Source organism: Caulobacter sp. GW821-FHT09B11, assembly GCF_059418205.1.
In genome coordinates this window covers 66,412-91,784 of sequence record NZ_JBWKPK010000001.1, presented here as the reverse complement: position 1 = coordinate 91,784, position 25,373 = coordinate 66,412, and the positions used below count along the sequence as shown (strand labels likewise).

The 25,373-nt window shown below is 67.6% G+C and carries 19 protein-coding genes; 14 read left to right on the top strand and 5 right to left on the bottom strand.

Annotated elements, in window-relative coordinates; all coding sequences use genetic code 11:
- Nucleotides 1-9 precede the first annotated feature (9 nt).
- From AC07N1_RS00350 to AC07N1_RS00340, 3 genes are all read right to left on the bottom strand, one after another.
- Nucleotides 10-831: an urea amidolyase associated protein UAAP1 gene (locus AC07N1_RS00350; protein WP_494669945.1), complete on the bottom strand. Its 822-nt coding sequence runs from the start codon at nt 829-831 to the stop codon at nt 10-12.
- Nucleotides 828-1,463, bottom strand: coding sequence for a cysteine hydrolase family protein (locus tag AC07N1_RS00345; RefSeq protein ID WP_494669944.1), 636 nt, complete (start codon nt 1,461-1,463; stop codon nt 828-830). The genes AC07N1_RS00350 and AC07N1_RS00345 overlap by 4 nt, the downstream gene beginning before the upstream one ends.
- A 119-nt stretch (nt 1,464-1,582) precedes the next feature.
- A complete protein-coding gene (locus AC07N1_RS00340; RefSeq protein WP_494669943.1) occupies nt 1,583-2,803 on the bottom strand; it encodes a dipeptidase in 1,221 nt (406 codons plus the stop codon).
- 543 nt (nt 2,804-3,346) lie between these two features.
- Between AC07N1_RS00340 and AC07N1_RS00335 the strand changes: the two genes are divergently transcribed.
- A complete protein-coding gene (locus tag AC07N1_RS00335) occupies nt 3,347-5,659 on the top strand; it encodes a TonB-dependent receptor family protein (RefSeq protein WP_494669942.1) in 2,313 nt (770 codons plus the stop codon).
- A 61-nt stretch (nt 5,660-5,720) separates the two neighbouring features.
- On the opposite strand, the gene AC07N1_RS00330 is transcribed toward AC07N1_RS00335, so the two are convergent.
- Nucleotides 5,721-7,067, bottom strand: a complete 1,347-nt coding sequence (locus tag AC07N1_RS00330) for an MFS transporter (protein WP_494669941.1) — start codon at nt 7,065-7,067, stop codon at nt 5,721-5,723.
- Nucleotides 7,068-7,273: 206 nt separating this feature from the next.
- Between AC07N1_RS00330 and cyoA the strand changes: the two genes are divergently transcribed.
- From cyoA to AC07N1_RS00265, 13 genes are all read left to right on the top strand, one after another.
- A complete protein-coding gene (cyoA, locus tag AC07N1_RS00325) occupies nt 7,274-8,335 on the top strand; it encodes a ubiquinol oxidase subunit II (protein WP_494669940.1) in 1,062 nt (353 codons plus the stop codon).
- Nucleotides 8,336-8,354: 19 nt separating this feature from the next.
- Nucleotides 8,355-10,352: a cytochrome o ubiquinol oxidase subunit I gene (cyoB, locus tag AC07N1_RS00320; protein WP_494669939.1), complete on the top strand. Its 1,998-nt coding sequence runs from the start codon at nt 8,355-8,357 to the stop codon at nt 10,350-10,352.
- Nucleotides 10,353-10,354: 2 nt separating this feature from the next.
- Nucleotides 10,355-10,978, top strand: a complete 624-nt coding sequence (gene cyoC, locus AC07N1_RS00315) for a cytochrome o ubiquinol oxidase subunit III (protein ID WP_494669938.1) — start codon at nt 10,355-10,357, stop codon at nt 10,976-10,978.
- Nucleotides 10,975-11,373, top strand: a complete 399-nt coding sequence (gene cyoD, locus AC07N1_RS00310; protein WP_494669937.1) for a cytochrome o ubiquinol oxidase subunit IV — start codon at nt 10,975-10,977, stop codon at nt 11,371-11,373. Before cyoC ends, cyoD begins: the two co-directional genes overlap by 4 nt.
- A complete protein-coding gene (locus tag AC07N1_RS00305; protein ID WP_494669936.1) occupies nt 11,370-12,113 on the top strand; it encodes an SURF1 family protein in 744 nt (247 codons plus the stop codon). Before cyoD ends, AC07N1_RS00305 begins: the two co-directional genes overlap by 4 nt.
- Nucleotides 12,110-13,465 (top strand): ATP-binding protein, encoded by a 1,356-nt coding sequence (locus tag AC07N1_RS00300; RefSeq protein ID WP_494669935.1) that lies wholly within the window; start codon nt 12,110-12,112, stop codon nt 13,463-13,465. Before AC07N1_RS00305 ends, AC07N1_RS00300 begins: the two co-directional genes overlap by 4 nt.
- Entirely contained in the window at nt 13,455-13,988 is a 534-nt protein-coding gene (locus AC07N1_RS00295; RefSeq protein ID WP_494669934.1) for a response regulator transcription factor, read from the top strand. The genes AC07N1_RS00300 and AC07N1_RS00295 overlap by 11 nt, the downstream gene beginning before the upstream one ends.
- Nucleotides 13,989-14,247: 259 nt before the next feature.
- Complete coding sequence (locus AC07N1_RS00290; RefSeq protein WP_494669933.1) at nt 14,248-16,464, top strand: alginate lyase family protein; 2,217 nt, start codon at nt 14,248-14,250, stop codon at nt 16,462-16,464.
- Entirely contained in the window at nt 16,461-17,729 is a 1,269-nt protein-coding gene (locus AC07N1_RS00285; RefSeq protein ID WP_494669932.1) for an MFS transporter, read from the top strand. The genes AC07N1_RS00290 and AC07N1_RS00285 overlap by 4 nt, the downstream gene beginning before the upstream one ends.
- A 13-nt stretch (nt 17,730-17,742) precedes the next feature.
- Nucleotides 17,743-18,492 (top strand): SDR family NAD(P)-dependent oxidoreductase, encoded by a 750-nt coding sequence (locus AC07N1_RS00280; protein ID WP_494669931.1) that lies wholly within the window; start codon nt 17,743-17,745, stop codon nt 18,490-18,492.
- Nucleotides 18,493-18,545: 53 nt separating this feature from the next.
- Nucleotides 18,546-19,424, top strand: a complete 879-nt coding sequence (locus AC07N1_RS00275; protein ID WP_494669930.1) for a rhamnogalacturonan acetylesterase — start codon at nt 18,546-18,548, stop codon at nt 19,422-19,424.
- Nucleotides 19,425-19,624: 200 nt separating this feature from the next.
- Nucleotides 19,625-22,507, top strand: coding sequence for a TonB-dependent receptor (locus AC07N1_RS00270; protein WP_494669929.1), 2,883 nt, complete (start codon nt 19,625-19,627; stop codon nt 22,505-22,507).
- A 96-nt stretch (nt 22,508-22,603) separates the two neighbouring features.
- Nucleotides 22,604-23,359, top strand: coding sequence for a FadR/GntR family transcriptional regulator (locus AC07N1_RS00265; RefSeq protein WP_487290931.1), 756 nt, complete (start codon nt 22,604-22,606; stop codon nt 23,357-23,359).
- A 22-nt stretch (nt 23,360-23,381) separates the two neighbouring features.
- Here AC07N1_RS00265 and AC07N1_RS00260 read toward each other — a convergent pair whose 3' ends face one another.
- Nucleotides 23,382-25,373 carry a response regulator gene (locus AC07N1_RS00260; RefSeq protein ID WP_494669928.1) on the bottom strand — a complete coding sequence of 664 codons (1,992 nt, stop codon included), beginning with the start codon at nt 25,371-25,373 and terminating at the stop codon, nt 23,382-23,384.

Below are 25,373 nucleotides of genomic sequence, written 5' to 3'. Positions count from 1 at the left end.
CGGACCCTCCTAGCGGGCGTAGTAGTCTTCGACGTTCAGGAAGGCGCGCAGGCCCTCCGGCGTACCGGTGCGGATCGGGTCGTCGGCCCGCGCCACCTGGCCGCGCCAGGCCTGGGCCCGCACGGGGGTGACCGTGTAGTCGGGGCGCGGGTCCATCACGTGGGGGGTGTTGGCCAGCACCACGATCAGGTCCATCTCGGCCCGCAGCAGCAGGCTGCGCCCAGGCGCGAACGGCCCGACCTGGGGCGTGATCGCGCCGTCTACCTCGACCTTGGCGCCCTTGAACCAGGTGATGCAGGGATGGATGTCCTTGCGTCCAAGGCCGTACTTGCCGACCGCCAGGCCGAACCGCTCGCGGCTCGACGGATGCGGGCCGTAGTTGCCGGCCTGGCCGTACCTGGCCGCGATGCTCCAGGGCGTCGACGGGCCGCAGAAGGCGTCGTGCGTGCCGGCGTCATCCGCCAGAATGCTCATCAGCGCCCGCCCCATGTCCGACAGCAGGAAGCGGCCGGCGCCGAGATAGCCGTTCCACTGGATCTTCAGGGTGTCGGCCACGTTCAGCCGCTCGACCGGACGCTCGGCGTTGAACAGCAGCATCGACACGCAGCCGTCGCCGGCCAGGTCGGTCAGACGCAGGCGGGTCCCGCGGGCGATCTGCTTGGAGGCGTAGCCGCCGGCCGCGATCGTCTCGGCCCAGACCATGTCGTCCGGCGACACGCCCTCGGGCAGGTCGCTGGCCGCCGAGGCGGGCAGGGTGGGCATGGCCTCGACCACCGCGCCGCCCTGGGCGCGGGCATGGGCCTGGGCGCCGTAGGGATCGGCCGTGCTCATGCGGAGACTTTCGCCAGGGCGGCGAAGGCCTCGACGATCTCGTCCGACATCCGGCGCGCGCCCGTCTGCATGTATTCCATGGCGTTCAGGGCCGCGTCGTGGGCCGGCGTCGACGAGGCCGTCACGCAGTCCTCGACCACGCGGCAGTAGTAGTCGCCCTGGTGGCCGTCGACGAAGGTGTAGTGCACGCAGACGTCGGTGAAACCGCCGCAGAGGATCAACGTTTCGGCCTTCAGGCCCTTGAGCAGGATCTCCAGCTCGGTGCCGTAGAAGCAGGAGTAGCGGCGCTTGGCCAGCAGGTAATCGCCCTCGACGATGCCCAGTTCTTCGATGGCGAACTCGGTGCCCGGCGAGGTCTCGATGCAGTGCACGTCCTCGCGGCCGTCCAGTTCGCGGCCGAAGTCGATCATGTTGGGGCGGTGCACTTCCTTGAAGAACACAACCGGGATGTCGGCGGCGCGGGCGGCGTCGACCAGGGTGCGCACGCGGTGCATGCGCTCGACCCGGTCGGGCAGCAGCGGCAGGCGCTCCGACGCGGGCCAGTCCATGAACGAGCCCTTCTGCACGTCGATGACGACGAGGACGGGCTGGCCGACGATCATCGGCCGGGCGTTGTCGGGGGTGTAGGTCAAGGCTGGATTCCCTGGTGTCTCTTGAAGATCACCAAGACCAGCGCGCGGCGTTCGGAGAAATGACGCCGCCGGAAAAGTTGGTTGCGGATCGCGGCAACTGAACCGGCGGCGTTCGAGGTCTAGCGCTTGGCGGCCTTCTCGACGGCGCGGAAGACGCGCAGGTAGTTGCCGCCCCACAGCTTGGCGATGTCGGCCTCGGAATAGCCGCGCCGCACCAGTTCGGCGGTGACGTTGGCGGCCTCGCCCTCGTTGCTCCAGCCGACGACGCCGCCGCCGTGGTTGAAGTCCGACGAAAGGCCCACATGGTCGATCCCGACGCGCTTGACGGCGTAGTCGACGGAATTGGCCAGGTCCTTCACCGTCGCCTTGGGCAGCAGGGCGTTGACGGCGTGGCTGTAGTCCAGCCGCTTGTCGGGCGTCAGCGCCTCGGTCCCGTCGGCGGGGCGGACATAGGCGACGGGCAGGGCGTATTGCGCGCGCAGGGCCGCGACTTTCGGCGGGAAGTCGGGGCCGGGTTTCACGAGATAGGGACCGAAGGCGACGATCTGCACGACCCCGCCCTTGGCGGCGATGGCGTCGAGCTCGGCGTCCGACAGGTTGCGCGGGCTGTCGACCACGCCCTGCACGCCCGAGTGGCTGGCCACGACCGGCGCGCGGCTGAGCGCCAGCATCTGCTTCACCCCGTCCGGCGTCAGCTGCGAGATGTCGATGATCACGCCCAGGTCGTTGAGCCTGGCCACCGCCCGCTTGCCCAGCGGCGACAGCCCGCCCCACTCGACCTTGGTCCCGCCGCTGGGGCGCGAGGAGTCGGCGAAGGCGTTGTTGCCGGCGTGGACGAAGCCGAAGCTGCGCACGCCCGCGGCGTAATAGGCGTCGATCGGCGCCAGGTCTTCGCCGAACGGATAGGCGTTGAGGAAGCCGACGATGATCGCCCGCTTGCCGGCCTTGGCGGCGGCCTCGACGTCATCGGCCTTCAGGGCCAGCAGGGCGCGGTCGGGATGGCGCTGGGCGATCCCGCGGATGGCGGCCAGCTTGGCGTCGGCGTCCTTGCGGGCCTTGGCGTAGCCTTCCGGCGTGCGCGGGCCTTGCGAGACGAACACCGCCAGCACCGCCGCATCGACGCCGCCGCGTTCCAGCTTGGGCAGGTCGACCTGACCGTCGCCGTCGACGGCCGCCTCGTGGGCGCCGACGCCCAGGTCCTGGGCCACGTCCACGTGGCTGTCGAGCACCAGGACGCGGGCGTGGATGGCGGCCGGATCTATCAGGTCAGCGGCCGGAGCGGCGCTCGCCGCCGCCAGGGCCAGCAGGCCCGTGGCGGCGAGAAGAAGGGGACGGAGCATGGCGTCTGGCTTTCTCTGGTCGGGATCGGGGAGGGCGCGGCCGGCGGGGTCCGTCCTGGACCTCGTAGGCGTATGCTCACGCTAGCGCCGGTGTTCGAGCCGCGACCAACGCGGTGTTCTCATGTCCGATATTGCCGGAGGTAAAGCCTGGCTTTTGGCCGGGAGACCGTCCGACTGCGGATCACCTGACGTCTGGCGGACGCCGGGCGCCCGTCGGATGGGCGTTGTGGCGGCGAATGCGGCCTTAGGCGACTACGGCTCTTGACGCGATGGCCGGCCGCCAATGGTCTGGTGGCGTCATGCGCAATACGAAGAGCGCATCCCCACAGATTTCCAACGCTAACAGCGTTCGACTCTTTAGAAAGGCGTCGAGCGACGAAGTCATGATGCGACCGCTGTCGAGAACTCGTCAGGTTGCATATTAAATCATCTCGTTTGCGCCACCCGGGAACACGAAGAAAAGTGGGCTGAGTAAATGGCGATTTCTGTTTTTTGACCTGGGGTCGGGAGTCAGGTTCGCCGGGTCAATAGCAGGGGATAGCCATGACCAAAGCCCACTCGAAACCTGACGTCGCGCCGCGCTGGAAGCTGGCCTTGATGGCCGCGAGCCTGCTTTGCGGCGCAACGCCGGCCATGGCCCAGGAAGGCGCGGCCGAGGAGGTCGACGCCATCGTGGTCACCGGTCGTCGCGTGTCCGAGGCCAGCGTCGCCATCGGCACCGACCAGGCCACGGCCACGGTCTCGATCACCCGCGAGGCGCTGCTGTCGGCGCCGGCCGGCGTCACCGGCCTGAAGATGCTGGAGAGTCTGCCGGGCTTCAACGTCCAGGCCAACGACGCCCTGGGCATGTACGAGTTCGGCAACTCGGTCTCGGTGCGGGCCTTCAACTTCCAGCAGATCGGCTTCCTGCTCGACGGCATTCCCATGGGCCGCAGCGACCAGTTCGGCGGCAGCCCGATCTACCGCTATGTCGACAACGAGAACCTGGGGCGCGTGCAGGCCTCGGCCGGGGCCGGCGACGTGTCGCTGCCCAGCTACGCCTCGCTGGGGCCGATCGTCGACTACTTCACCAAGACGCCCGACCCCGAGGCCGGCGGCTCGGCCAGCCAGACCTGGGGCGAGGACAACCTGCGCCGCAGCTTCCTGCGCCTGGAAAGCGGCAAGGTGGGCAACTTCTCGGGCTATGTGGCCGGCTCGTGGATCAAGGGCGACCTGTGGCGCGGTCCGGGCTTCATCAAGCGCGAGCACTACGAGGGCAAGCTCGACTACGCGTTCGAGAGCGGCGGGAACCTGACGTTCCAGACGGTGCACAACGACTATTACGACTACGACTCTCCGTCGATCACCAAGGCCCAGTATCTGGGAACGGCGGGCGACGCCTTCGGCCGCAAGGGGCGCGACTTCGCCTATCTGGGCTTCGTGCCCAGCCTGCCGGAGACCACCACCGGGGTGAAGTATTCGAACGCGCTCTACAACCAGTACTACAAGTTTGCGGTCAACGCCCGGCAGGACCACCTCTATGGCCTGTCGCTGAACAAGCCGATCGGCGAGGCCTTCGAGATCCGCTCGACGGCCTACTACGAAGACAAGGGCGGTTACGGCGTCTCGCCGGAGGCCTACGCCACCTCGCTGGCCAGCTACAACGCCGAGAGGGCCTCCGTCTCCGGCCTGACCGCGCCCAAGGGTCTGCAGTACGGCCTGTCGGGCGTCGACGGCATCCGCAAGGGGATCACGGTCGGCGGGACCTGGCGCGCCGGCGCCCACACCGTGCAGGGCGGGGTGTGGCTGGAGAAGGACGACTACCACCGGACCCAGGCGCGCTATAACACCGTGGGCGGCGACCCGGACGGCGCGCCGCTGCTGAACGAGCCGGTGCACCTGCAGCGCAACTACGTCTCGACCCGCGAGACGACCCAGTTCTTCCTCAAGGACACGATCAAGCTGTTCGACGACCGCCTGAAGGTCGAGGTGGGCTTCAAGTCGACCGACATCGACTACAAGATCAGCGGCTATCGCAATCCGGCCGACTACATCGCCCAGCGCAAGCCGACGATCACCGACAACTGGAAGGACGGCTTCCTGCCGCAGGTGGGCCTGGTCTATTCGATCAACAGCCGTGACCAGGTGTTCGCCTCCTATTCGGAGAACCTGGCCCTGCCGCGCGGCGCCGACGACATCTTCTCGGCCGCCAGCCCCAGCGTGCCCGGACCCGAGCCGGAGACCTCGCAGAACCTGGAACTGGGCTATCGCGCCAACCGGGCGACCTTCAACGCCTCGGTCGTGGTCTACTACACCGCCTTCGACAACCGGCTACAGTCCTACGCCTCGGTGGTGCCGGGCAGCACGACGACCGAGACGTTCTACCAGAACGTCGGGGCCGTGGAGGCGCACGGGGCCGAGTTCAGCGGCCAGTGGAAGCCGGAGCTTCTGGGCGGCAAGATCTATTTCAACACCAACCTGTCGTACAACCGCGCCGAGTTCGAGAACAACTTCGGGACCAACGCCATCGCCGGCAACACGCTGCCCGACTTCCCGACCTGGCTGTTCCAGGGCGGGGTGACCTGGGAGCCGGTCGACTGGGCCGTGGTCAACGTCTCGGCCCGCCATCTCAGCGACCGCTACACCAACATGACCAACACCGAGAAGACCGACGGCTACACCGTCTGGAACGCCTATGTGGATCTCGGCGACGGCTTCGGCGTCGGGCCGCTGAAGCAGGTCAAGGCCCGCATCAACGTCGATAACATCTTCGACGAGGACTACCTGGGCACGATCACCACCACGGTGAATACGGCCGCGACCTTCCGGCCGGGCTCGCACCGGACCTTCCAGGTCACGCTGTCGGCCGACTTCTGACGTAGAAAACGCCGCGGGCGGGGCCCGCGGCGTTCCTTTTGTTCCGGCTCGTCGCTCGAGGCTAGGCCTTGGGCGCGGCCTTGTGCAGCCGGCGGCGACGGTCGATCGTCAGGGCGATCAGGGTCGCGACCGCGCCTGAGGCGAGATAGAGCCCGATGGCCGGCAGGCCCCAGAAGCTGGCCAGGGCCAGGGCGGCCAGCGGCGCGAAGCCCGCGCCGATCAGCCACGACAGGTCAGAGGTCAGGGCCGCGCCGCTGTAGCGGAACTTGCGCAGGAAGCCCGAGCTGACCGCGCCCGACGCCTGGCCGAACGAAAGGCCCAGGATCGCGAAGCCGACCACCACATAGACGGTCTGGCCGACGCTGCCGGCGTCCAGCAGCCACGGCGCCGCCAGGCTGAAGATGCCGATCAGCACGGCCGACAGCGCCAGCTGGTTCTGGCGGCTGATGCGGTCGGCGATCCAGCCCGAGACCATGATCCCGACCACGCCCACCAGGGCGCCGACCAGTTCGATGCGCAGGAAGTTCAGCGCCTCGCCGCCGTCGTCGTGCAGGCTGACCCACGACAGCGGGAACACCGTCACCAGGTGGAACATGGCGAAGGTGGCCAGCGGGGCGAAGGCGCCGATGATCACGTTGGAGCCCTGCGCCTTCATCAGGCTGGTCAGGGGCACGGGGCTCAGCTGGCCCTTTTCGAACAGCTGGCCGAACTCCTCGGTGGCGACGATGCGCAGGCGGGCGAACAGGGCCACGACATTGATCGCGAAGGCCGCGAAGAACGGGTAGCGCCAGCCCCAGTCGAGGAAGTCGGCCGAGCCCAGGCTGGCGACGAAATAGGCGAACAGGCCGCTGGCCAGCATGAAGCCGAACGGCGCGCCCAGCTGCGGGATCATCGCGTACCAGCCGCGCTTCTTCTCGGGCGCGTTCAGCGCCAGCAGCGAGGCCATGCCGTCCCAGGCGCCCGCCAGGGCCAGGCCCTGGCCGATGCGAAAGGCCGCCAGGGCCCAGATCGCGGCGGCGCCGGCCGTGGCGTAGCCCGGCAGGAAGCTCATCGCGGCCGTCGAGCCGCCCAGCAGGAAGAGGGCGATGGTCAGCTTCACGCCGCGGCCGTAGTTGCGGTCGATGACGCCGAAGATCGCCGAGCCGATCGGGCGGGCCACGAAGGCCAGCGAGAAGATCGCGAACGAGCACAGGACGCCCGTCAGACGGTCCACGAACGGAAAGAAGAGGTGAGGGAAGACCAGCACCGAAGCGATGGCGTAGACGAAGAAGTCGAAGAACTCCGAGGTCCGTCCGATGATCACGCCGATGGCGATCTCGCCGGGCCGGACGCCCTTGTGGTCGGCGTGCAATCGCCGCGCGTCGCGCTCGAGGCCCGATGACGTCGGCAGTGCGAAATCCTGATTCATGCAGCTACGCGCCTTGTTCCTGTTGTTCCGTCCCAAACTCTTTTCAGCCGCCTTTCCGACGGTCTGAACGAGAGCATGAGACCAACTGCCCCGTTCTGGCAAACGCCTTGATGCGCCTTCGGCTCCTCATTTTCGTGCTGCACTGCGGCGCCTAGGACAAATGGTCCAATGTCGCGCCCTCCTGCGTTAGACTATCGCGCCGGCCAATGCGTCCGAAGTCCAGGTCCCTCATGATTCCGAGTCCATTGAAGAAGCTCGCCCTGCTGCCCCTGCTGCTCGCCCTGAGCGGCTGCGACTGGGTCGTGATGAACCCGTCGGGCGATATCGCCGTTCAGCAGCGCGACCTGATCATTCTGTCGACGGTGCTGATGCTGATCATCATCGTGCCGGTCATCTTCCTCACGCTGTTCTTCGCGTGGAAGTACCGGCAGACGAACCAGGCGGCCAAGTACGATCCCGACTGGCACCACTCGACCAAGCTCGAGATCGTGATCTGGGCCGCGCCGCTGGTGATCATCATGATCCTGGGCGCCGTCACCTGGACCAGCACCCACCTGCTCGACCCGTACCGTCCGCTCGACCGCCTGGCCCCGGGCCGCACGGCCGAAGGCGTCAAGCCGCTGAAGGTCCAGGTCGTCGCCCTCGATTGGAAGTGGCTGTTCATCTATCCCGAGCTGGGCGTCGCCACGGTCAATGAACTGGCCGCCCCGATCGACACCCCGATCGACTTCGACCTGACGGCTTCGTCGGTGATGAACTCGTTCTACGTGCCCGCCCTGGCCGGCCAGATCTACGCCATGCCCGGCATGCGCACGAAGCTGCACGCCGTGATCAACAAGCCGGGCGTGTTCGACGGCTTCTCGGCCAACTACAGCGGCGAGGGCTTCTCGCACATGCGCTTCAAGTTCCACGGCATGAGCCGCGCCGACTTCGACAAGTGGGCCGCCGACGTCCGCAAGAGCGACGGTCGCCTCGACGGCACGCGCTATCTCGTGCTGGAAAAGCCCAGCGAGAAGGTTCCGCCGCAGCGCTTCGCCTCGGTCGAGGCCGGCCTGTTCGACAAGGCCGTCAACCGCTGCGTCGAGCCGGGCAAGATGTGCCAGCACGACATGATGGCCATCGACAAGGCCGGCGGCCTCGGCATGGCCGGGACCACCAACGTCACCACCCTCGAATACGACAAGCGGGTTCGGCGCGGGGAGGGCGGCATCCGCTCGTTCGTCGCCGCGCTCTGCGCCCCCAAGTCCGCGCCCGCCGAAGCGCGCTGATCAAAGCCTAGAGATCATCATGTCCCCGGACCTCGTAAAAACGATCTTCGGCCGTCTCACATGGGACGCCATTCCATTCCACGAGCCGATCCTGCTCGGCACGTTCGCCATGGTCGCGCTGGGCGGTATCACCGTCCTGGCCGCCCTGACCTACTTCAAGGTCTGGGGCTATCTGTGGCGTGAGTGGCTGACCAGCGTCGACCACAAGAAGATCGGGGTGATGTACATCATCCTGGCCATCATCATGCTGCTGCGCGGCTTCGCCGACGCCCTGATGATGCGCGCCCAGCAGGCCCTGGCCTTCGGCGACGCCGCCGGCTACCTGCCGCCGCACCACTACGACCAGGTCTTCACCGCCCACGGCGTGATCATGATCTTCTTCGTGGCGATGCCGCTGATCACCGGCCTGATGAACCTCGTCGTGCCGCTGCAGATCGGCGCCCGCGACGTGGCCTTCCCGTTCCTGAACAACTTCAGCTTCTGGATGACGGTCGGCGGCGCGGTGACGGTGATGCTGTCGCTGTTCGTCGGCGAGTTCGCCCGCACGGGCTGGCTGGCTTATCCGCCGCTATCCAATTTGGCGTACAGTCCAGATGTCGGGGTAGACTACTACATCTGGTCGCTGCAGATCGCCGGCGTCGGCACCACCCTGTCGGGCATCAACCTGATCGTGACCATCGTGAAGATGCGCGCGCCGGGCATGAGCCTGATGAAGATGCCGGTGTTCACCTGGACCTCGCTGTGCAGCAACGTCCTGATCGTCGCCAGCTTCCCGATCCTCACGGCCGTCCTGGCCTTGCTGACCGCCGACCGCTACCTGCACACCAACTTCTTCACGAACGACTTCGGCGGCAACCCGATGATGTACGTGAACCTGATCTGGATCTGGGGTCACCCCGAGGTCTACATCCTGGTGCTGCCGGCCTTCGGCGTGTTCTCTGAAGTCGTATCGACCTTCTGCAGCAAGCGCCTGTTCGGCTACAGCTCGATGGTCTACGCCACGGTCGTCATCACGATCCTGTCGTACCTGGTGTGGCTGCACCACTTCTTCACCATGGGCTCGGGCGCCAGCGTGAACTCGTTCTTCGGGATCACCACGATGATCATCTCGATCCCGACAGGGGCGAAGATCTTCAACTGGCTGTTCACGATGTATCGCGGCCGCATCCGGTTCGAAGTGCCGATGCTGTGGACCATGGGCTTCATGGTCACCTTCGTCATCGGCGGCATGACCGGCGTCCTGCTGGCCGTCCCGCCCGCCGACTTCGTCCTGCACAACTCGCTGTTCCTGATCGCCCACTTCCACAACGTGATCATCGGCGGCGTCGTGTTCGGCATGTTCGCGGGCATCGTCTACTGGTTCCCCAAGGCCTTCGGCTTCAAGCTCGACCCGTTCTGGGGCAAGGTCTCGTTCTGGTTCTGGCAGATCGGCTTCTTCTTCGCCTTCATGCCGCTCTACGTCCTTGGCCTGATGGGCGTGACCCGCCGCGTCAGCCACTTCGAGGACCCGAGCCTGCAGATCTGGTTCGTGATCGCCGCCTTCGGCGCCGTTCTGATCCTGGTCGGCATCATCGCCTTCATCCTGCAGATCGTCGTCGGCTTCATGAAGCGCGAACAGTACGCCGACCTGACCGGCGATCCCTGGGGCGGCCGTACGCTGGAGTGGTCGACCTCGTCGCCGCCGCCGGCCTACAACTTCGCCTTCACCCCGGTGATCCACCAGATCGACGCCTGGCACGACATGAAGCAGCGCGGCTACGAGCGCCCGACCACCGGCTTCATCCCGATCCACATGCCGAAGAACACCGGCGCGGGGGTCGTCCTCGCCGGGATCAGCATCGTGCTCGGCTTCGCGATGATCTGGCACATCTGGTGGCTGGCCGTGGCGTCGTTCGTCGTCCTGATCGGCGGGGCCATCGCCCACACCTTCAACTTCAAGCGTGACTACTACATTCCGGCCGAGGAGGTCGTCCGCGTCGAGGACGCCCGCACCGAAGCCCTGCGGAGCCTCGCGTAACCATGGCCCACGCCCAAGTCCTGACCGAAGCGGACAACACCCGCTTCCACCTGACCGAGGATCACCATCCGGAGAACGGCACCCTGCTGGGGTTCTGGATCTACCTGATGAGCGACTGCCTGATCTTCGCGGTGCTCTTCGCCTGCTACGCCGTGCTCGGCCGCAACTACGCGGCCGGCCCCTCGGGGGCGGATCTCTTCGATCTGCCCATCGTGGCGGTGAACACCGCGCTGCTGCTGTTCTCGTCGATCACCTATGGCTTCGCCATGCTCTCGGCCCAGGCCAAGAAGGTGGCCCCGACCCTGATCTGGCTGGCGATCACCGGGCTGTTCGGCCTCGGCTTCCTGTCGCTGGAGCTCTACGAGTTCCACCACCTCATCCATGAGGGGGCCGGCCCGCAGCGCAGCGCCTTCCTGTCGTCGTTCTTCGTCCTGGTCGGCACCCACGGCCTGCACGTGACCTTCGGCATCATCTGGCTCGTCACCCTGATGGTCCAGGTCAGCCAGCGCGGTCTCGGCGTCGAAATGAAGCGTCGCCTGATGTGCCTGTCGATGTTCTGGCACTTCCTCGACGTCATCTGGATCGGCGTCTTCTCGTTCGTCTACCTGCTCGGAGTCCTGAAATGAGCGCGGCCAGCCACGACGCGCACCACGCGCATGACGACCACGGGCACGACCACGACGGCGGCGCCGCTCACGGCACGCTGAAGGACTATGTGATCGGCTTCGTGCTGGCGGTGATCCTCACCGCCATCCCGTTCTGGCTGGTCATGGCCGACGTGCTGCCGACCCACCAGATGACCGCCGTGGCGGTCATGGGCCTGGCCGCGATCCAGGTCGTCGTCCACATGATCTATTTCCTGCACATGAACCCGCGGTCGGAAGGCGGCTGGAGCATGCTGGCCCTGGTGTTCACCCTGATCGTGGTGGTGATCGCCCTGGCCGGGTCGCTGTGGGTCATGCACAACCTCGACACCCACATGATGGCCCCGATGCCGCACGACATGCGGGAAGTCCCTTGACCAAGGCCGGCGGCCGAGCCGCCCGGACGATCGCGCTGGTCGGGCTTTGCTTGGCCTTCACCGCGTTCTTCCTGGCGCTCGGCGGCTGGCAGGTCCAGCGCAGGGCCTGGAAGCTCGACCTGATCGAACGGGTCGAGCAGCGCATCCACGCAGAGCCGACCCCGCCCCCCGGTCCCGACCGCTGGGCGGGGATCAGCCAGGCCTCCGACGGCTATCGCCGCGTGCGCCTGACCGGTCGCTTCCTGCACGACCGCGAGACCCTGGTTCAGGCCGTCACCCGCGAAGGGCCCGGCTTCTGGGTCGTCACCCCGCTTTCCACCGACCAGGGCTTCGACGTCCTCGTCAATCGCGGCTTCGTCTCGGCCGAGCAGCGCGCGCCCGGAACCCGTCTGGCCGCCCAGGCCGCCGGCCCGGTCAGCGTCGTGGGCCTCCTGCGCCTGACCGAGCCGCACGGCGGCTTCCTGCGCAAGAACGATCCGGCGGGCGGGCGCTGGTACTCCCGCGACGTCCAGGCCATCGCCAAGGCCAAGAGCCTGGGCCGGACCGCACCCTATTTCGTCGACGCCGACGCGACGCCCAATCCCGGCGGCTGGCCGATCGGCGGCTTGACCGTCGTCAATTTCCCCAACAGCCACTTGGTCTACGCCCTGACCTGGTTCGGCCTGGCGCTGCTGACCGGCGGGGCGGCCGCCTATGTTCTGTTCGACGCGCGCCGGAACCGGGTTAAAGAGGCCCCATGACGCCGACCGCCCGCATCCTGATCGCCGGCATGTCGGGCTGGCTTTCAGGGGCGCGGGCCGCGGACAATGCGGCGAACCCCGCCGACGCCATCGCCCGGCAGAACATGCTGCAGCTGATCCACCTTCGCTGGATCGCCGTGGTCGGCCAGGTCGTCACCATCCTTGCGGTGCATTTCAGCCTCGGGTTCAAGCTGCCCCTGGCGGCGATGATGCTGGTGCTGGCCGCGCTGGTGGTGCTGAACCTCGCCAGCCTGCTGCGCCTTAAGAGCGCCAAGCCGCTGGGCCCCTACGACCTCTTCTCGGCCTTGGCGCTGGACGCCCTGGCCCTGACCGCCCAGCTCTATTTCAGCGGCGGGGCGACCAATCCCTTCACGACCCTCTACCTGATGCACGTGATCCTGGGCGTCGTCTTGCTCGAGGTCTGGGCGACCTGGGCGATCGTGTTCCTGACCAGCTTCTGCTTCCTGATGCTGGTGGCCTTCAACCGTCCGGTCATCGCCACGGGCCTCAGCGACCAGGCCTTCTTCGGCCTGTTCATCATGGGCATGCTGATGGGCGTGGTGCTGGACGCAGTGCTGCTGGTGACCTTCGTCTCGCGCATCAACGCCAACCTGCGCCGCCACGACGCCCACCTGGCCGAGCTGCGCCAGCGGGCGGCCGAAGAGACCCACATCGTCCGTATGGGCCTGCTGGCCTCGGGCGCCGCGCACGAGCTGGGCACGCCGCTGGCGACGCTGGACGTCATCCTGGGCGACTGGCGGCGCATGAAGGTGTTCGCCAAGCACCCGGAGCTGGCCCAGGAGCTTGAGGACATGCGCGGCGAGGTGCAGCGCTGCAAGCAGATCGTCACCGGCGTCCTGCTGTCGGCCGGCGAGGCGCGCAGCGACGAGGTCCGGGTCAGCACCCTGCGGGCCTTCATGGACGAGGTGGTGGCCGAGTGGCGCGCCACCCGCAACAGCGACGTCCTGACCTACGAGACCGACCTCGTCACGCCGACCTCGATCGTCGCGGAGTCGACCCTCAAGCAGGTGATCCACAACGTGCTCGACAACGCGCTGGACGCCTCGCCCGAGGCGGTGCGGCTGCATGTGAGCGTCAGCGGCGGGCTGATCGTCATCGAGGTCGACGACGACGGCCCGGGCTTCGCGCCCGAGACGCTGGAGAACTTCGGCAAGCCCTACAACTCGACCAAGGGGCGGGCAGGGGGCGGGCTTGGCCTGTTCCTGGTGGTCAACGTCCTGCGCAAGCTGGGCGGCGCGGCCGGCGCTGAGAACCGCCCCGAGGGCGGCGCCAGCGTCGTCCTGACCCTGCCGCTGGCCTCGCTGCAGATCCGGAGGCGACATGCCCGCTGAGCGCAAGCTGATCATCGTCGAGGATGACGAGAAGTTCGCCGCCACCCTCAAGCGCTCGTTCGAGCGCCGGGGCTATCAGGTGGTGCACGTCCATGGCCTGGACGAGGCCCTGACGGCGCTGGAGACCTTCGAGCCGCGCTATGCCGTGGTGGATCTGAAGCTGGCCGGGGAGTCGGGCCTGTCCTGCGTCCAGGCGCTGATCACCCGTGATCCGGACATGCTGATCGTGGTCCTGACCGGCTTCGCCAGCATCGCCACGGCGGTTGAGGCCATCAAGCTGGGCGCCTGCCACTACCTGGCCAAGCCCTCGAACACCGACGACATCGAGGCCGCCTTCGACAAGCGCGAGGGCGACACCGGCGCGGCGATCGGCGAACGGGCCACCTCGCTGAAGAATCTGGAATGGGAGCGGATCCACCAGACCCTGGTCGAGACCGACTTCAACATCTCCGAGACCGCCCGGCGTCTGGGCATGCATCGCCGCACCCTGGCCCGGAAGCTGGAAAAGCGCCGGATCAACTGACGGCTTCGCGCCGTTCCCAATCCCGATAAGTCGTCTAGATCCTCCGGCCCCGCAGGGGGAGCGGGCCTGCCGCGCCATGGCGGAAGCGATCGTCCACGCGCCAAACCAAACTGGTCTAAATTGGTATAGGCAGTATTGCGGACCAAAAATGGGCTGAGATCTGAAAATTTGTTAGGACAAATGGTCCGCTCTGCCGTATGCCGTTTTCTCGAACCTGCGGACCAGCCACAGAGCTGGCGGCATCGAGGGAGTAAGACGAGTGCGAAACATTCGGCGACGCGCGGGCGGCCTGGTTCTGGCCCTGCTGGTCTCGGCGGCTCTGCCGGCCGGCGTCATGGCCCAGCCGAGCGGGCAGGGGCCCGTCCTGGTCGGCGGCGCGGATCTGGCGGCCATGCGCAGCGAAGGCGAGCGCTATCCGATGTTCGCCGCCGAACTGAAGCGGGTGCACAAGGAGGTCGACGCGGCCATGAAGGCCGGCATCGACGTGCCCGTGCCGAAGGATCCGGGCGGCGGCCGCACCCACGAGCAGCACAAGCGCAACTACATGGCCATCTATGGCGCGGGCATGCTGTACCGCGCCACCGGCGACAAGGCCTACGCCGACTACGCCCGGCGGATGCTGCTGGAATACGCCAAGCTCTATCCGACCCTGGGCCTGCACCCCGCCGCCAAGAACAATTCCGCCGGCAAGCTGTTCTGGCAGAGCCTGAACGACGCGGTCTGGGTGGTCTATTCGATCCAGGGCTACGACGCGATCCGCGACACCCTCAGCGACGCCGACCGCAAGACCATCGACGACGGCGTCTTCCGGCCGATGGCCAAGTTTATCGCCGACGACCAGCCGCAGGTCTTCGACATCATCCACAACCACGCCACCTGGGCCTGCGCCGCCGTCGGCATGACCGGCTACGTGCTGCGTGACCAGGTGATGGTGGAAAAGGCCCTGAAGGGCACGGACCTTTCGGGCAAGGTCGGCTTCCTCAAGCAGATCGACCAGCTGTTCTCGCCGGACGGCTACTATGCCGAGGGGCCGTACTACCAGCGCTACGCCCTGCAGCCCTTCGTGCTTTTCGCCCACGCCATCGACGAGAACGAACCGCAGCGGAAGATCTTCGAATACCGCGGCGGCGTGCTGACCAAGGCGGTCCGGGCGGCGGTGCAACTGACCTATGACGGCTACTTCTTCCCGTTCAACGACGCCCTGCTGGAAAAGAGCCTCAAGACCGACGAGCTCTACCAGTCGGTGGCCATCGCCTATGGCGCGACCAGGGATCCGTCGCTGCTGTCGATCGCCCGCTGGCAGGGCCGCACCACCCTGACGCCCGATGGCCTGGCCGTGGCTCGCGACCTGGCGGCCGGCAAGGAAAAGCCGTTCCCCTACGCCTCGATGCTGTTCCGCGACGGTCCCGACGGCGACCAGGGCGCCATCGCCGTCATGCGCGCCGGTCCGGGCGACGAGGACGAGGTCGTGGCGGTCAAGAACTCGGCCCAGGGCATGGGCCACGGCCACTACGACAAGCTGAACTGGATCCTCTACGACGCCGGCCGCGCGATCGTGACCGACTACGGCGCGGCCCGCTTCCTCAACATCGAGGCCAAGGACGGCGGTCGCTACCTCAAGGAAAACGAGACCTGGGCCAAGCAGACCGTGGCCCACAACACCCTGGTGGTGAACGAGACCAGCCAGTTCGACGGCAAGGTCAAGGTCGCCAACACTCTGGCCCCGAGGCAGATCTTCTTCTCCGCCGAGGGCAATGCGAAGATTAGCACGGCCGAGATGGCCGGCGCCTGGCCGGGCGTGACCTTCCGTCGCTCGATCGTGCAGATCGATGTCGGCGGCAAGGGCCCGCCGCTGGTGCTCGACCTCTTGAAGGTTCACGGCGACAAGCCGGCCCAGTACGACCTGCCGCTGCACTTTTCCGGCCATATCATCGACGCCGGCTTCCCGCTGAAGCAGAACCTCGCCGAGCGCCCGGTGCTGGGCAAGGACGACGGCTACCAGCACCTGTGGGTCGACGCGACCGGAACGCCCGACGCCTCGAACGCCCGCCTGACCTGGATCAACGGCGAGCGTTTCTACACCTGGCGCATGCTGCCGCCCGCCGGGGCCGAGGTGATCCTGGGCGAGAGCGGAGCCAACGATCCGAAGTTCAACCTGCGCCGCGAACCGGTGCTGATCCAGCGCGTGAAGGGCGTGACCGACACGACCTTCGTCGGCGTGCTCGAGCCGCATGGGGCCTACGATCCGTCGGCGGAGACCACCGAAGGCAGCACCAGCCGCATCGAAGCCCTGCGCCACGTGCGGACGGCCGACGCCGACGTCGTCACCATCGTGCTGGCCGGCGGCCGCACGATCGTCCTGGCCATCGCCGACAGCGCCGATCCCGGCGCCGTCCACAAGGCGAACGTCGACGGCGCGCCCTTCAACTGGAAGGGCCACTTCGCCCGCTTCGACGGCGAGGACATCGGTCAATGAGGGGCGGGCTTCGCTGGCTGATCGTCGGCCTCGTCGGGCTGGCGACCGTCATCAACTACATCGACCGCAACGCCCTGGCCGTGATGTGGCCGGCGGTGTCGAAGGACATCGGGGCCGACAAGTCCGACTACGCCCTGCTGGTGACCATCTTCATGGTCGCCTACGCCTTCGGCCAGTCGCTGTTCGGCAAGGTGTTCGACGTCATCGGCACCCGCATGGGCTTCGCCGTCTCGATCCTGGTCTGGTCGCTGTCGATCGCCGCCCACAGCCTGGTGCGGTCGCTCGGCTTGCTCGCTTTGCTGCGCGTGACGCTGGGGATCAGCGAGGCCGGCAATTGGCCCGGCGCGGTCAAGGCCAACGCCCTGTGGTTCCCGCCGCGCGAACGCGCCCTGGCCCAAGGCATCTTCAATTCCGGGGCGGCGATCGGGGCGATCATCTCCGCGCCGCTGGTGGCCCTGCTGTTCGAGCTTCTGGGCTGGCGGGCGACCTTCCTGGTGGTCGGGGTGCTGGGCTTCCTGTGGCTGCTGCCGTGGCTGTTCATCTACCGCGCCGACCCGGGCGCCCACCCGTGGCTGAGCGAGGCTGAGCGCGCCCACATCGCCGATCGCGGCGAGGCCAATGGGAAGGCCGGCTGGTCGCCGACCCTGCGCCAATTGCTGCGCCAGAAGCAGAGCTGGGCGATCATCGTCTCGCGCTTCTTCCTCGATCCGGTCTGGTGGCTGTTCGTCTCGTGGCTGCCGATCTACCTGGCGGAAAGCTTCGGCTTCGACGTGCGCAAGATCGGCCTGTTCGCCTGGGTGCCGTTCGTCGGCGCCATGCTGGGCAGCCTCGGCGGCGGCTGGCTGTCGGGGGCGCTGATCCGGCGCGGCTGGAAGACCCTCAGCGCCCGTCGGTTAGCTGTGACCCTGGGCGGCGTGATCATGCTGCCGGCCCTGCTGCTGACGGCCCGCGCGGCCGATCCGCTGAGCGCGGTGCTGCTGATCGCCGTGATCCTGTTCGGCTTCCAGGTGGCCATCAACAACATCCAGACCCTGCCCAGCGACTACTACGGCGGCGGGGCCGTGGGCACGATCGCCGGCGTCGGCGGCACCGCCGCGGTGGCCGGCACCCTTGTCACGACCTGGCTCGTGCCGGTCATGACCAAGCACGGCTACGCCCCGATCTTCGTCCTGGCGGCGGCCATCGTGCCGCTGGGCGTCATCGCTCTCTGGTTGCTGGGCGGGCGCGAAAGCCCCGTCTCCGCGCCGGCTTCCGACATTCAGTAAAAGAGGGGACCCCATGAGGTTCAAGGACAAGGTCGCGCTGGTCACCGGCGGCGGCCGCGACATCGGCCGCGAGGTCTCGCTGCGACTGGCCGCCGAGGGCGCGACCGTGGTGGTGAACTATCGCGGCGACGAAGCCTCGGCCCAGGAGACGGCGGCGCGTATCGAGGCGGCCGGCGGCAAGGCGGTGCTGCACCGCGCCGACGTCACTGACCCGGCCGAGGTCGCCGCCCTGGTGGCCGCCGCCGCCGGCGTGACCGGCAAGATCGACATTCTCGTCAACCTCGCCGGCGGCATGGTCGCCCGCAAGAGCCTGGCCGAGATGGACGAGGCCTTCTTCGACCAGGTCATGACCCTGAACCTGAAGTCGGCCTTCCTGGTGACCAAGGCGGCCCTGCCGCACATTCCGGACGGCGCGGCGATCATCAACATCGCCTCGTTGGCCGGCCGCGACGGCGGTGGCCCCGGCGCCAGCGTCTACGCCGCCTCGAAGGGCGCGCTGATGACCCTGACCCGCGGCTGGGCCAAGGAGCTGGGACCGCGCGGCATCCGCGTCAACGCCCTGTGCCCGGGCCTGATCGGCACCAGCTTCCACGACATCTTCTCCAAGCCCGAAGGCCGCGCCGCCGTCGCCGGTAACACCCCGCTGCGCCGCGAGGGCGCGCCGGAGGAAGTGGCCGCCGCGGTGGCCTTCCTGGCCTCGCAGGACGCCTCGTTCCTGGCCGGGGTCAATCTCGACATCAACGGCGGGCTGGCCTTCTCGTAAGGCCGGCCCGGTACACGAGGAAACAAGCCGCAAAGACAAGGAGGGAGGATCCAATGAAAATCAGAACCGCGATGCTCGCGGCCCTGGTCCTGGCGGCGGCTCCGGCCGCCGTCCTGGCCCAGCCGCCCGGCCCGCAGAAGGATCGCGAGCCGCGCACCGACGCCGCCCCGATCAAGCCCTACAAGATCATCCTGGTGGGCGACTCCACCATGGCCCCGGGCAGCGGCTGGGCCTCGGCCTTCTGCGACTATCACGTCAAGTCGTCGCTGAATTGCCTGAACCTCGGCCGCGGCGGGCGCTCGACCCGCAGCTATCGCGCCGAGGGTTCGTGGGATATCGCGCTGAACGAGGCGCGGGTGAAGGGTTACGCCGCCACCTATGTGCTGATCCAGTTCGCCCACAACGACCAGTCGTCCAAGGGCGAGCGCTGGACCGACATGACCACCGAATTCCCGGCCAACCTGAAGCGGTTCGTCGAGGAGGTGAGGGCGGCCGGCGCCGAGCCGGTGCTGCTGACGCCGCTGACCCGCCGCGAGTTTGCCGGCGGCCAGCTGAAGAACACGCTGGAGCCCTGGTCGGAGGAGGTGCGCAAGGTCGCCGCCGAGACCAAGACGCCGCTGGTGGATCTCAACAAGTCCAGCGCCGCCGTCGTGCGCAAGCTGGGCGCCGTCGACTCCATGAAGTTGGCCCAGGCCGAGCCGCTCGAGGCCGAAGTCGCCGCCGCCAAGGCCGGTACGACCCTGCCGCCGCGCGCGGCGGAGGAAGCGCGCCAGCCCGACGCGCCGACGACCGAGACCGGGCCGCGCGGCCAGCTGGTGCGCAAGTTCGACTATACCCACGTCGGCGAGACCGGCGCGCGGGTGTTCGCCCGGCTGGTCGCCAACGACCTGGCCGTCGCGGTTCCGGCGCTGCGCAGCCAACTGGTTCCTTAAGCGGGAGGACGCGGAAGCAGCCTCGCGCCACGGCCCTGGCCGGGGCGGCTTCCGCGCGCCCGTGCGGTGAAAATTGGTATGCATATCGGCCGATTCAAATTGGCCTAAGTATTTCTAAAATTGGTCTGAGAATCCGCCTTGACGCACCTGCGGTCAGGTCGCACGGTTCCGGCATAAGAAAAGAAGGGGAGGGAGCAAACATGCACGTCGCCAATACTCTGCGCGCCCAATCACGGTTCGCGGTCCTGCGGTCGGTCCTGAGCTGCGGCGTCGCCGCCTCGGCCATCGCGTTCGCCGCCGGCGCCTCGGCTCAGGAAGCGGTCGCCACCGCGCCCGCCGATCAACCGATCACCGACAATTCGGTCGACGAGGTGGTGGTCAGCGCCGTCCGCCAGACCATGCAGAATTCGATCGCGGTAAAGCGCGATACGACGGCCATTGTCGACGCCCTGTCGGCCAACGAGATCGGCGACCTGCCGGGCCAGTCGATCGGCGAAGCGATCATGACCATCACCGGCGCCACCGCCGATCGCGGCAACTACGGCCCGACGGAGGTGTCGCTGCGGGGCCTGGGCTCGTTCCTGTCGGCCACCACCTTCAACGGCCGCGAGGCCTCGAACGGCAGCGGCGACCGCGCCGTCAACTTCGGCCAGTTCCCGTCCGAACTGTTCAACGGCATCAAGATCTACAAGTCCCAGCAGGCCGACCTGATCGAGGGCGGCGTCGCCGGCACGATCGAGATGGAGACCAAGAAGCCGCTCGACTACGGCAAACGGCTGGCCCAGGTGGAACTCAAGGGCAACTACAATCCCTACCAGAAGCGTATCACCGGCTCCGATCCCTGGGGCTGGCGCGGCACGGCCAGCTATGTCGACCAGTACGAACTGGGCAAGCTGGGCGATGTCGGGATTTCGCTGGGGATCCAGCGCAACCAGGTCGATGACCCGGCCGAGTCCTATGTGGCGTCGAACACCTGGGTGGCCTGCAACCCGAACATCGTCAGCACCGGCAACTGCACCGAGGTGAGCCGCGCCCAGGCCGCCGCCGGCACGCCGTTCTACCTGGCGCCCAACTCGATGACCTATCGCCAGCTGACCGCCAAGGAGAAGCGCGACGCCGTCTTCGGCGCTCTGCAATGGCAGCCGAACGATCGCTTCGACGCCAATTTCGACGTCGAATATTCCAAGCGGAACTACCAGGAAGACCGCCACGACCTGGGCCTGGCCGAGACCCGCTACAACCTGCACAACGTGCGCTACGACGATGACGGCCGGCTGCTCTACGCCGAGGGCTCCAGCACGCTGCAGTCGGTCTCGACCCTGTTCCAGCGGGAAGAGGAATACATCGGCGGCGGCGGCGATTTCGAGTTCGAGGCCACCGATCGCCTGACCCTGAAGGCCGACATCTCCTACAGCCAGACCACCCGCACCGACCTGACCCGCTCGGTACGCCTGCGCTCGGATCCGCTAGACATCTACGGCGTGCGCACGGCGATCAACAATCAGCGGGTGCCCTACGTCTACGACGCCCGCAACGGCTTCGCGCCCACGATCACCATCGATCCGCGCTTCAAGCTCGACGACTGGTCGCTGTTCAGCGACGACGCCCGCCTGACCCGCGAGGAGGAGGAGAAGAAGGACCGCATCTTCGCGACCCGCTTCGACGCCAGCTACGCGCTCGACGGCTTCATCAACAAGGTCGACGCCGGCCTGCGCTATTCGCGCCGCCGCTACACCACCTATGACGACCTGGTCACCATCGACCAGGCCAGCCTGGCGGTGGACCGGGCGGTGAACCTGGCCTGCCGCACCAACTTCCCGCAGTCGGACTACATGTCCGACGCCCCCGGCGGCTCGATCCACAGTTGGGCGACCTTCGACACCCTCTGCCAGTTCCGCAACTATCTGGGCTCGGAAGATCCCGGCGGCACGGGCGACACGCGATCGGTGGCCAACGCCGACGTCACCGAGACGGTATGGTCGGGCTACGTCATGGCGTCCTACAAGGGCGAGACGGCCGGCATGCCGGTGCGCGGCAACTTCGGCGTCCGCGTCGTCGACACCCGCGTCGTCTCCAAGGGCCTGCGGGCCGGCCTGGAAGTGGTCAACAACGGCGACGGCTCGATCCGCCTGGTCGAGACCGGCGAGTTCGACCCTACCCGCATCAAGGCGTCCAGCTTCCGCGTTCTGCCCAGCGTCAACGCCAATTTCGACCTGACCCCCAAGACGGTCGGCCGCATCGCCCTCTACCGGGCCATGTCGCGGCCCGCGCCCAGCAGCCTGGCGGCGGGGCGGGCCATCACCCTGCAGGACGGCACGGACTTCACCTCGATCCAGGACGCCATCGGCGAGATCGTCGCCAGCGGCAGCCCGCGCCTGAAGCCGATCATGTCGTGGAACGCCGACGTGGCGCTGGAATACTACGCCAACCGCGACACCATCTTGGCGACGACGCTGTACTACAAGCAGTTCACCGGCGGCTTCATCCCGGTGACCATCGACGAACAGTTCGTCATCGACGGCCAGAACGTCACCGTGCCGGTCACCCAGACCCAGAACAGCGACGACAAGAGCCACGTCTACGGCGCGGAGTTCACGCTCTCGAACAAGTTCAGCTGGCTGCCCAAGCCGCTCGACGGCTTCGGCGGAAAGCTGAGCTACAACTACGCGATCACCAACTTCAAGAACCACGACATCCGGCTGGGCGACGTCATCGACGCCGACACCGGCGTGGTGACCGAGGGCATGATCCCGGCCGCGGGGCTGAACGGCTATTCCAAGCACGTGCTGTCGGCCCAGCTCTATTACGAGGCCGGTCCGCTGACCCTGCAGGGCATCTACCGCTATCGCTCGCGCTACTATCAGGACTTCGTCGGCGGCAACGCCCAGCTGCGCTACATCTCGGGCGGCGACGCCTTCGACTTCACCGCCCAGTACAAGCTGAACAAGAAGGTCGACATCCGCCTGCAGGGCCTCAACCTGTTCAACGAGGTCAAGGTCGACTCGATGCCGATCCAGGGCAGCACCCGCAACTACCAGTACTTCGGGCCGCAGTTCTTCATCTCGATACGCGCAAGGCTGTAGGGCCGCGTAGCGGCCATGGCGCAGACCAATTTGCTATTCCAATTTTAATCCAGTTGGGGCAAATCTGGCGGCGCAACAACGTCTTAGAGGGGCGCCATGGCCGACCGCCGGCTGTTCGAGGAAATCGCCGACAAGATCGCCGGCATGGTCCGGGCGGGAGAGTTTCCGCCCGGCTCCAGGCTGCCGGGCGAGCGGGAGATGTCCGAGCGGCTGGGCGTCAGCCGGGTGACCGTGCGCGAGGCCGAGATCGCGCTCCAGGCCCGCGGGACTCTACGCATCCGCGCCGGCTCGGGGGTCTATGTCTGCGGTCCGGTCGCGCCCGACAGCGCCGGCGGCGACGCCCTGCCGACGGTCAGCGCCTTCGAACTGACCGAGGCCCGCTCGCTGTTCGAGTCGGAAGCCGCCGCCCTGGCCGCGCCGATCATCTCGGACGCGGATCTCGCCAAGCTCGACGCCCTGCTGATCGAGATGGTCGAGGCCGGTGACGACGACGCCCGTTCGACGGCGGTGGACCGCGAGTTCCACATGACCATCGCCTCGGCGTCGGGCAATCGCGTCATCATCCACACGATCAAGACCCTCTGGAAGTTCCGCATGGAGGATCCGGAGGTGCGGCGCACCCACGAGTCGATCTGCCATCACGACGGCGATGCTCGCCAGAACGAGCACGCAGCCGTGGTCGAGGCGCTGCGCCGCCGCGACGCCAAGGCCGCCCGCCAGGCCATGCGCCTGCACTTCTCGCGCCTCTTGGAAGCCATGCTCGACGCCACCGAGCAGCAGGAGCGCCAGGCCCTGGAACGCAAGTCGGCCGAAAGCCGCAGCCGGTTCCTGATCAGCGCCAGGATGGGCTGACCCGTCGGGCTGAAACGCCCGCCTAGCTCACCGCGTCGAGGATCGCCCGCACCCGCGCGGCCAGGGCCGAGGGCGCATAGGGCTTGTCGATCATCGGGTACTCGTTGGCCCAGTCCTCGGCCTCCTGGCCAATGAAGCCCGAGGTCAGCAGCACCTTCAGGCTGGGCCGCTTGACGCGAGCCTTGCGGGCCAGGTCCAGGCCCGTGATCCCGCCGGGCATCACCACGTCCGAGAACAGCAGGTCGAAGCCGTCGCCGTTGCGCAGGCGGCGCAGGGCGCTGGCGGCGTTGCGCGCCGCGGCGACGTGGTAGCCCAGCGGTCGCAGGGTATCGACCGCCAGGGCCAGCACGGCCGGATCGTCCTCGACCACCAGGATCCGTTCGGTGCCGACCGGCACGCTGGCGGCGGGGCCCTCGATCACGACCTCCACATTCGACGGCGCGCAGGCCGGCAGGTCGATGCGGAAGGTCGCGCCGGCGCCGGGGCTGGTCGTCACCTCGATCTCGCCGCCCGACTGCCGCACGAAACCATAGACCTGCGAGAGGCCCAGGCCCGATCCTTTGCCCACCTCCTTGGTGGTGAAGAACGGCTCGAAGATGCGCGAGGCCACCTCCGGCGACATGCCCGGGCCGCTGTCGCTGACCACCAGCTGGTGGCCGGCCGCGCCGGTTCGCACCGAAATCTTCAGCAGGCCCGCGCCGTCCATGGCGTCACGGGCGTTGACCGCCAGGTTCAGCAGCACGCTTTCCAGCTGGGCGACGTCGACATGCACCCAGCCCTGTTCGGTCGAATGCTCTACCTCGATGGTGACGGCTTCGCCCACGGCCTGGCGCAGCAGGGACGAGAACTCGCGGACGAGGTCGTTCAGCTCGACCGTCGCCGGGTCCAGCCGCTGCCGGCGCGAGAAGGCCAGCAACTGACGGGTTAGGGCCGCGCCGCGCTCGGCCGCGTGGCGCGCCGCCGTGATCTGCCGGGCGTAGGGAAAGGCGTCGCCGCAGCGGCGCTGCACCAGATCGATGTTTCCCAGCACCACGGTCAGCAGGTTGTTGAAGTCGTGGGCCACGCCGCCGGTCAGCTGGCCGACGGCCTCCATCTTGCGGGCGTGGGACAGGGCCTCTTCCAGGCCGCGGCGGTCGGTGTTGTCGAACAGGGCGCCGAAGACCAGGGCGCGGCCGGTGTCGTCGTCGAAGGCGAGGACCCCCTGGTCGATGAACGAGCGATATTCGCCGTCGGCCCGCAGCCAGCGGTACTCACAGCTGTAGGAGCCCGTCCGTATGGCCTCGGCCTGGGCCCGGGCGACCACCGGGCGGTCCTCGGGATGCACCCGGTCGATGCCCAGCTCGGCCTCGCCCAGCAGCTGGTCGGCCGGAAAGCCGGTCAGGCGCTCGGCGTTGTCGCTCAGCGATAGCGGGGTGTAGGGCGCCTCGGCCAGGCGGGAGTGGAAGACGATCGGCAGCACCCGCAGAATGGCCTGCTGGCGTTCCTCGTTGCTGCGCAGCGAGCGCTCGGCCGCGGCCTTCTCGGCCTGGACGCGGGCGTATTCCTCCAGCAGGGCCTTCTGGTGCTCGGCCTGGCGAGCCAGCTCCAGCGTCTTGACGTGCAGGTCGACCAGCACCTGCACCTTGGAGCGCAGGATGAACGGATCGACCGGCTTGAACACCACGTCCACGGCCCCGGCCGAATAGGCCTTGAAGATGTGGGTCTCGTCGCGGAACACGGCGGTCAGGAAGACGATCGGCACGCTGCGCGTACGACGGCGCTGGCGGATCAGGGCGGCGGTCTCGTAGCCGTCCATGCCCGGCATGTGCAGGTCGAGCAGGATCACCGCGAAGTCGTCGGTCAGCAGCCGCCGCAGGGCTTCCTCGCCGGAACGGGCGATGACCAGCTCCTGTCCCAGGCTCTCAAGCGCCTGGACGGCGGCGAAGGCGTTGCGCTCGTCGTCGTCGACGATGAGGATCTTGGTGACCGGCTGCGGCTCGGGCTCGACAGGCGGGAACTGGACGGCGGGGACCAT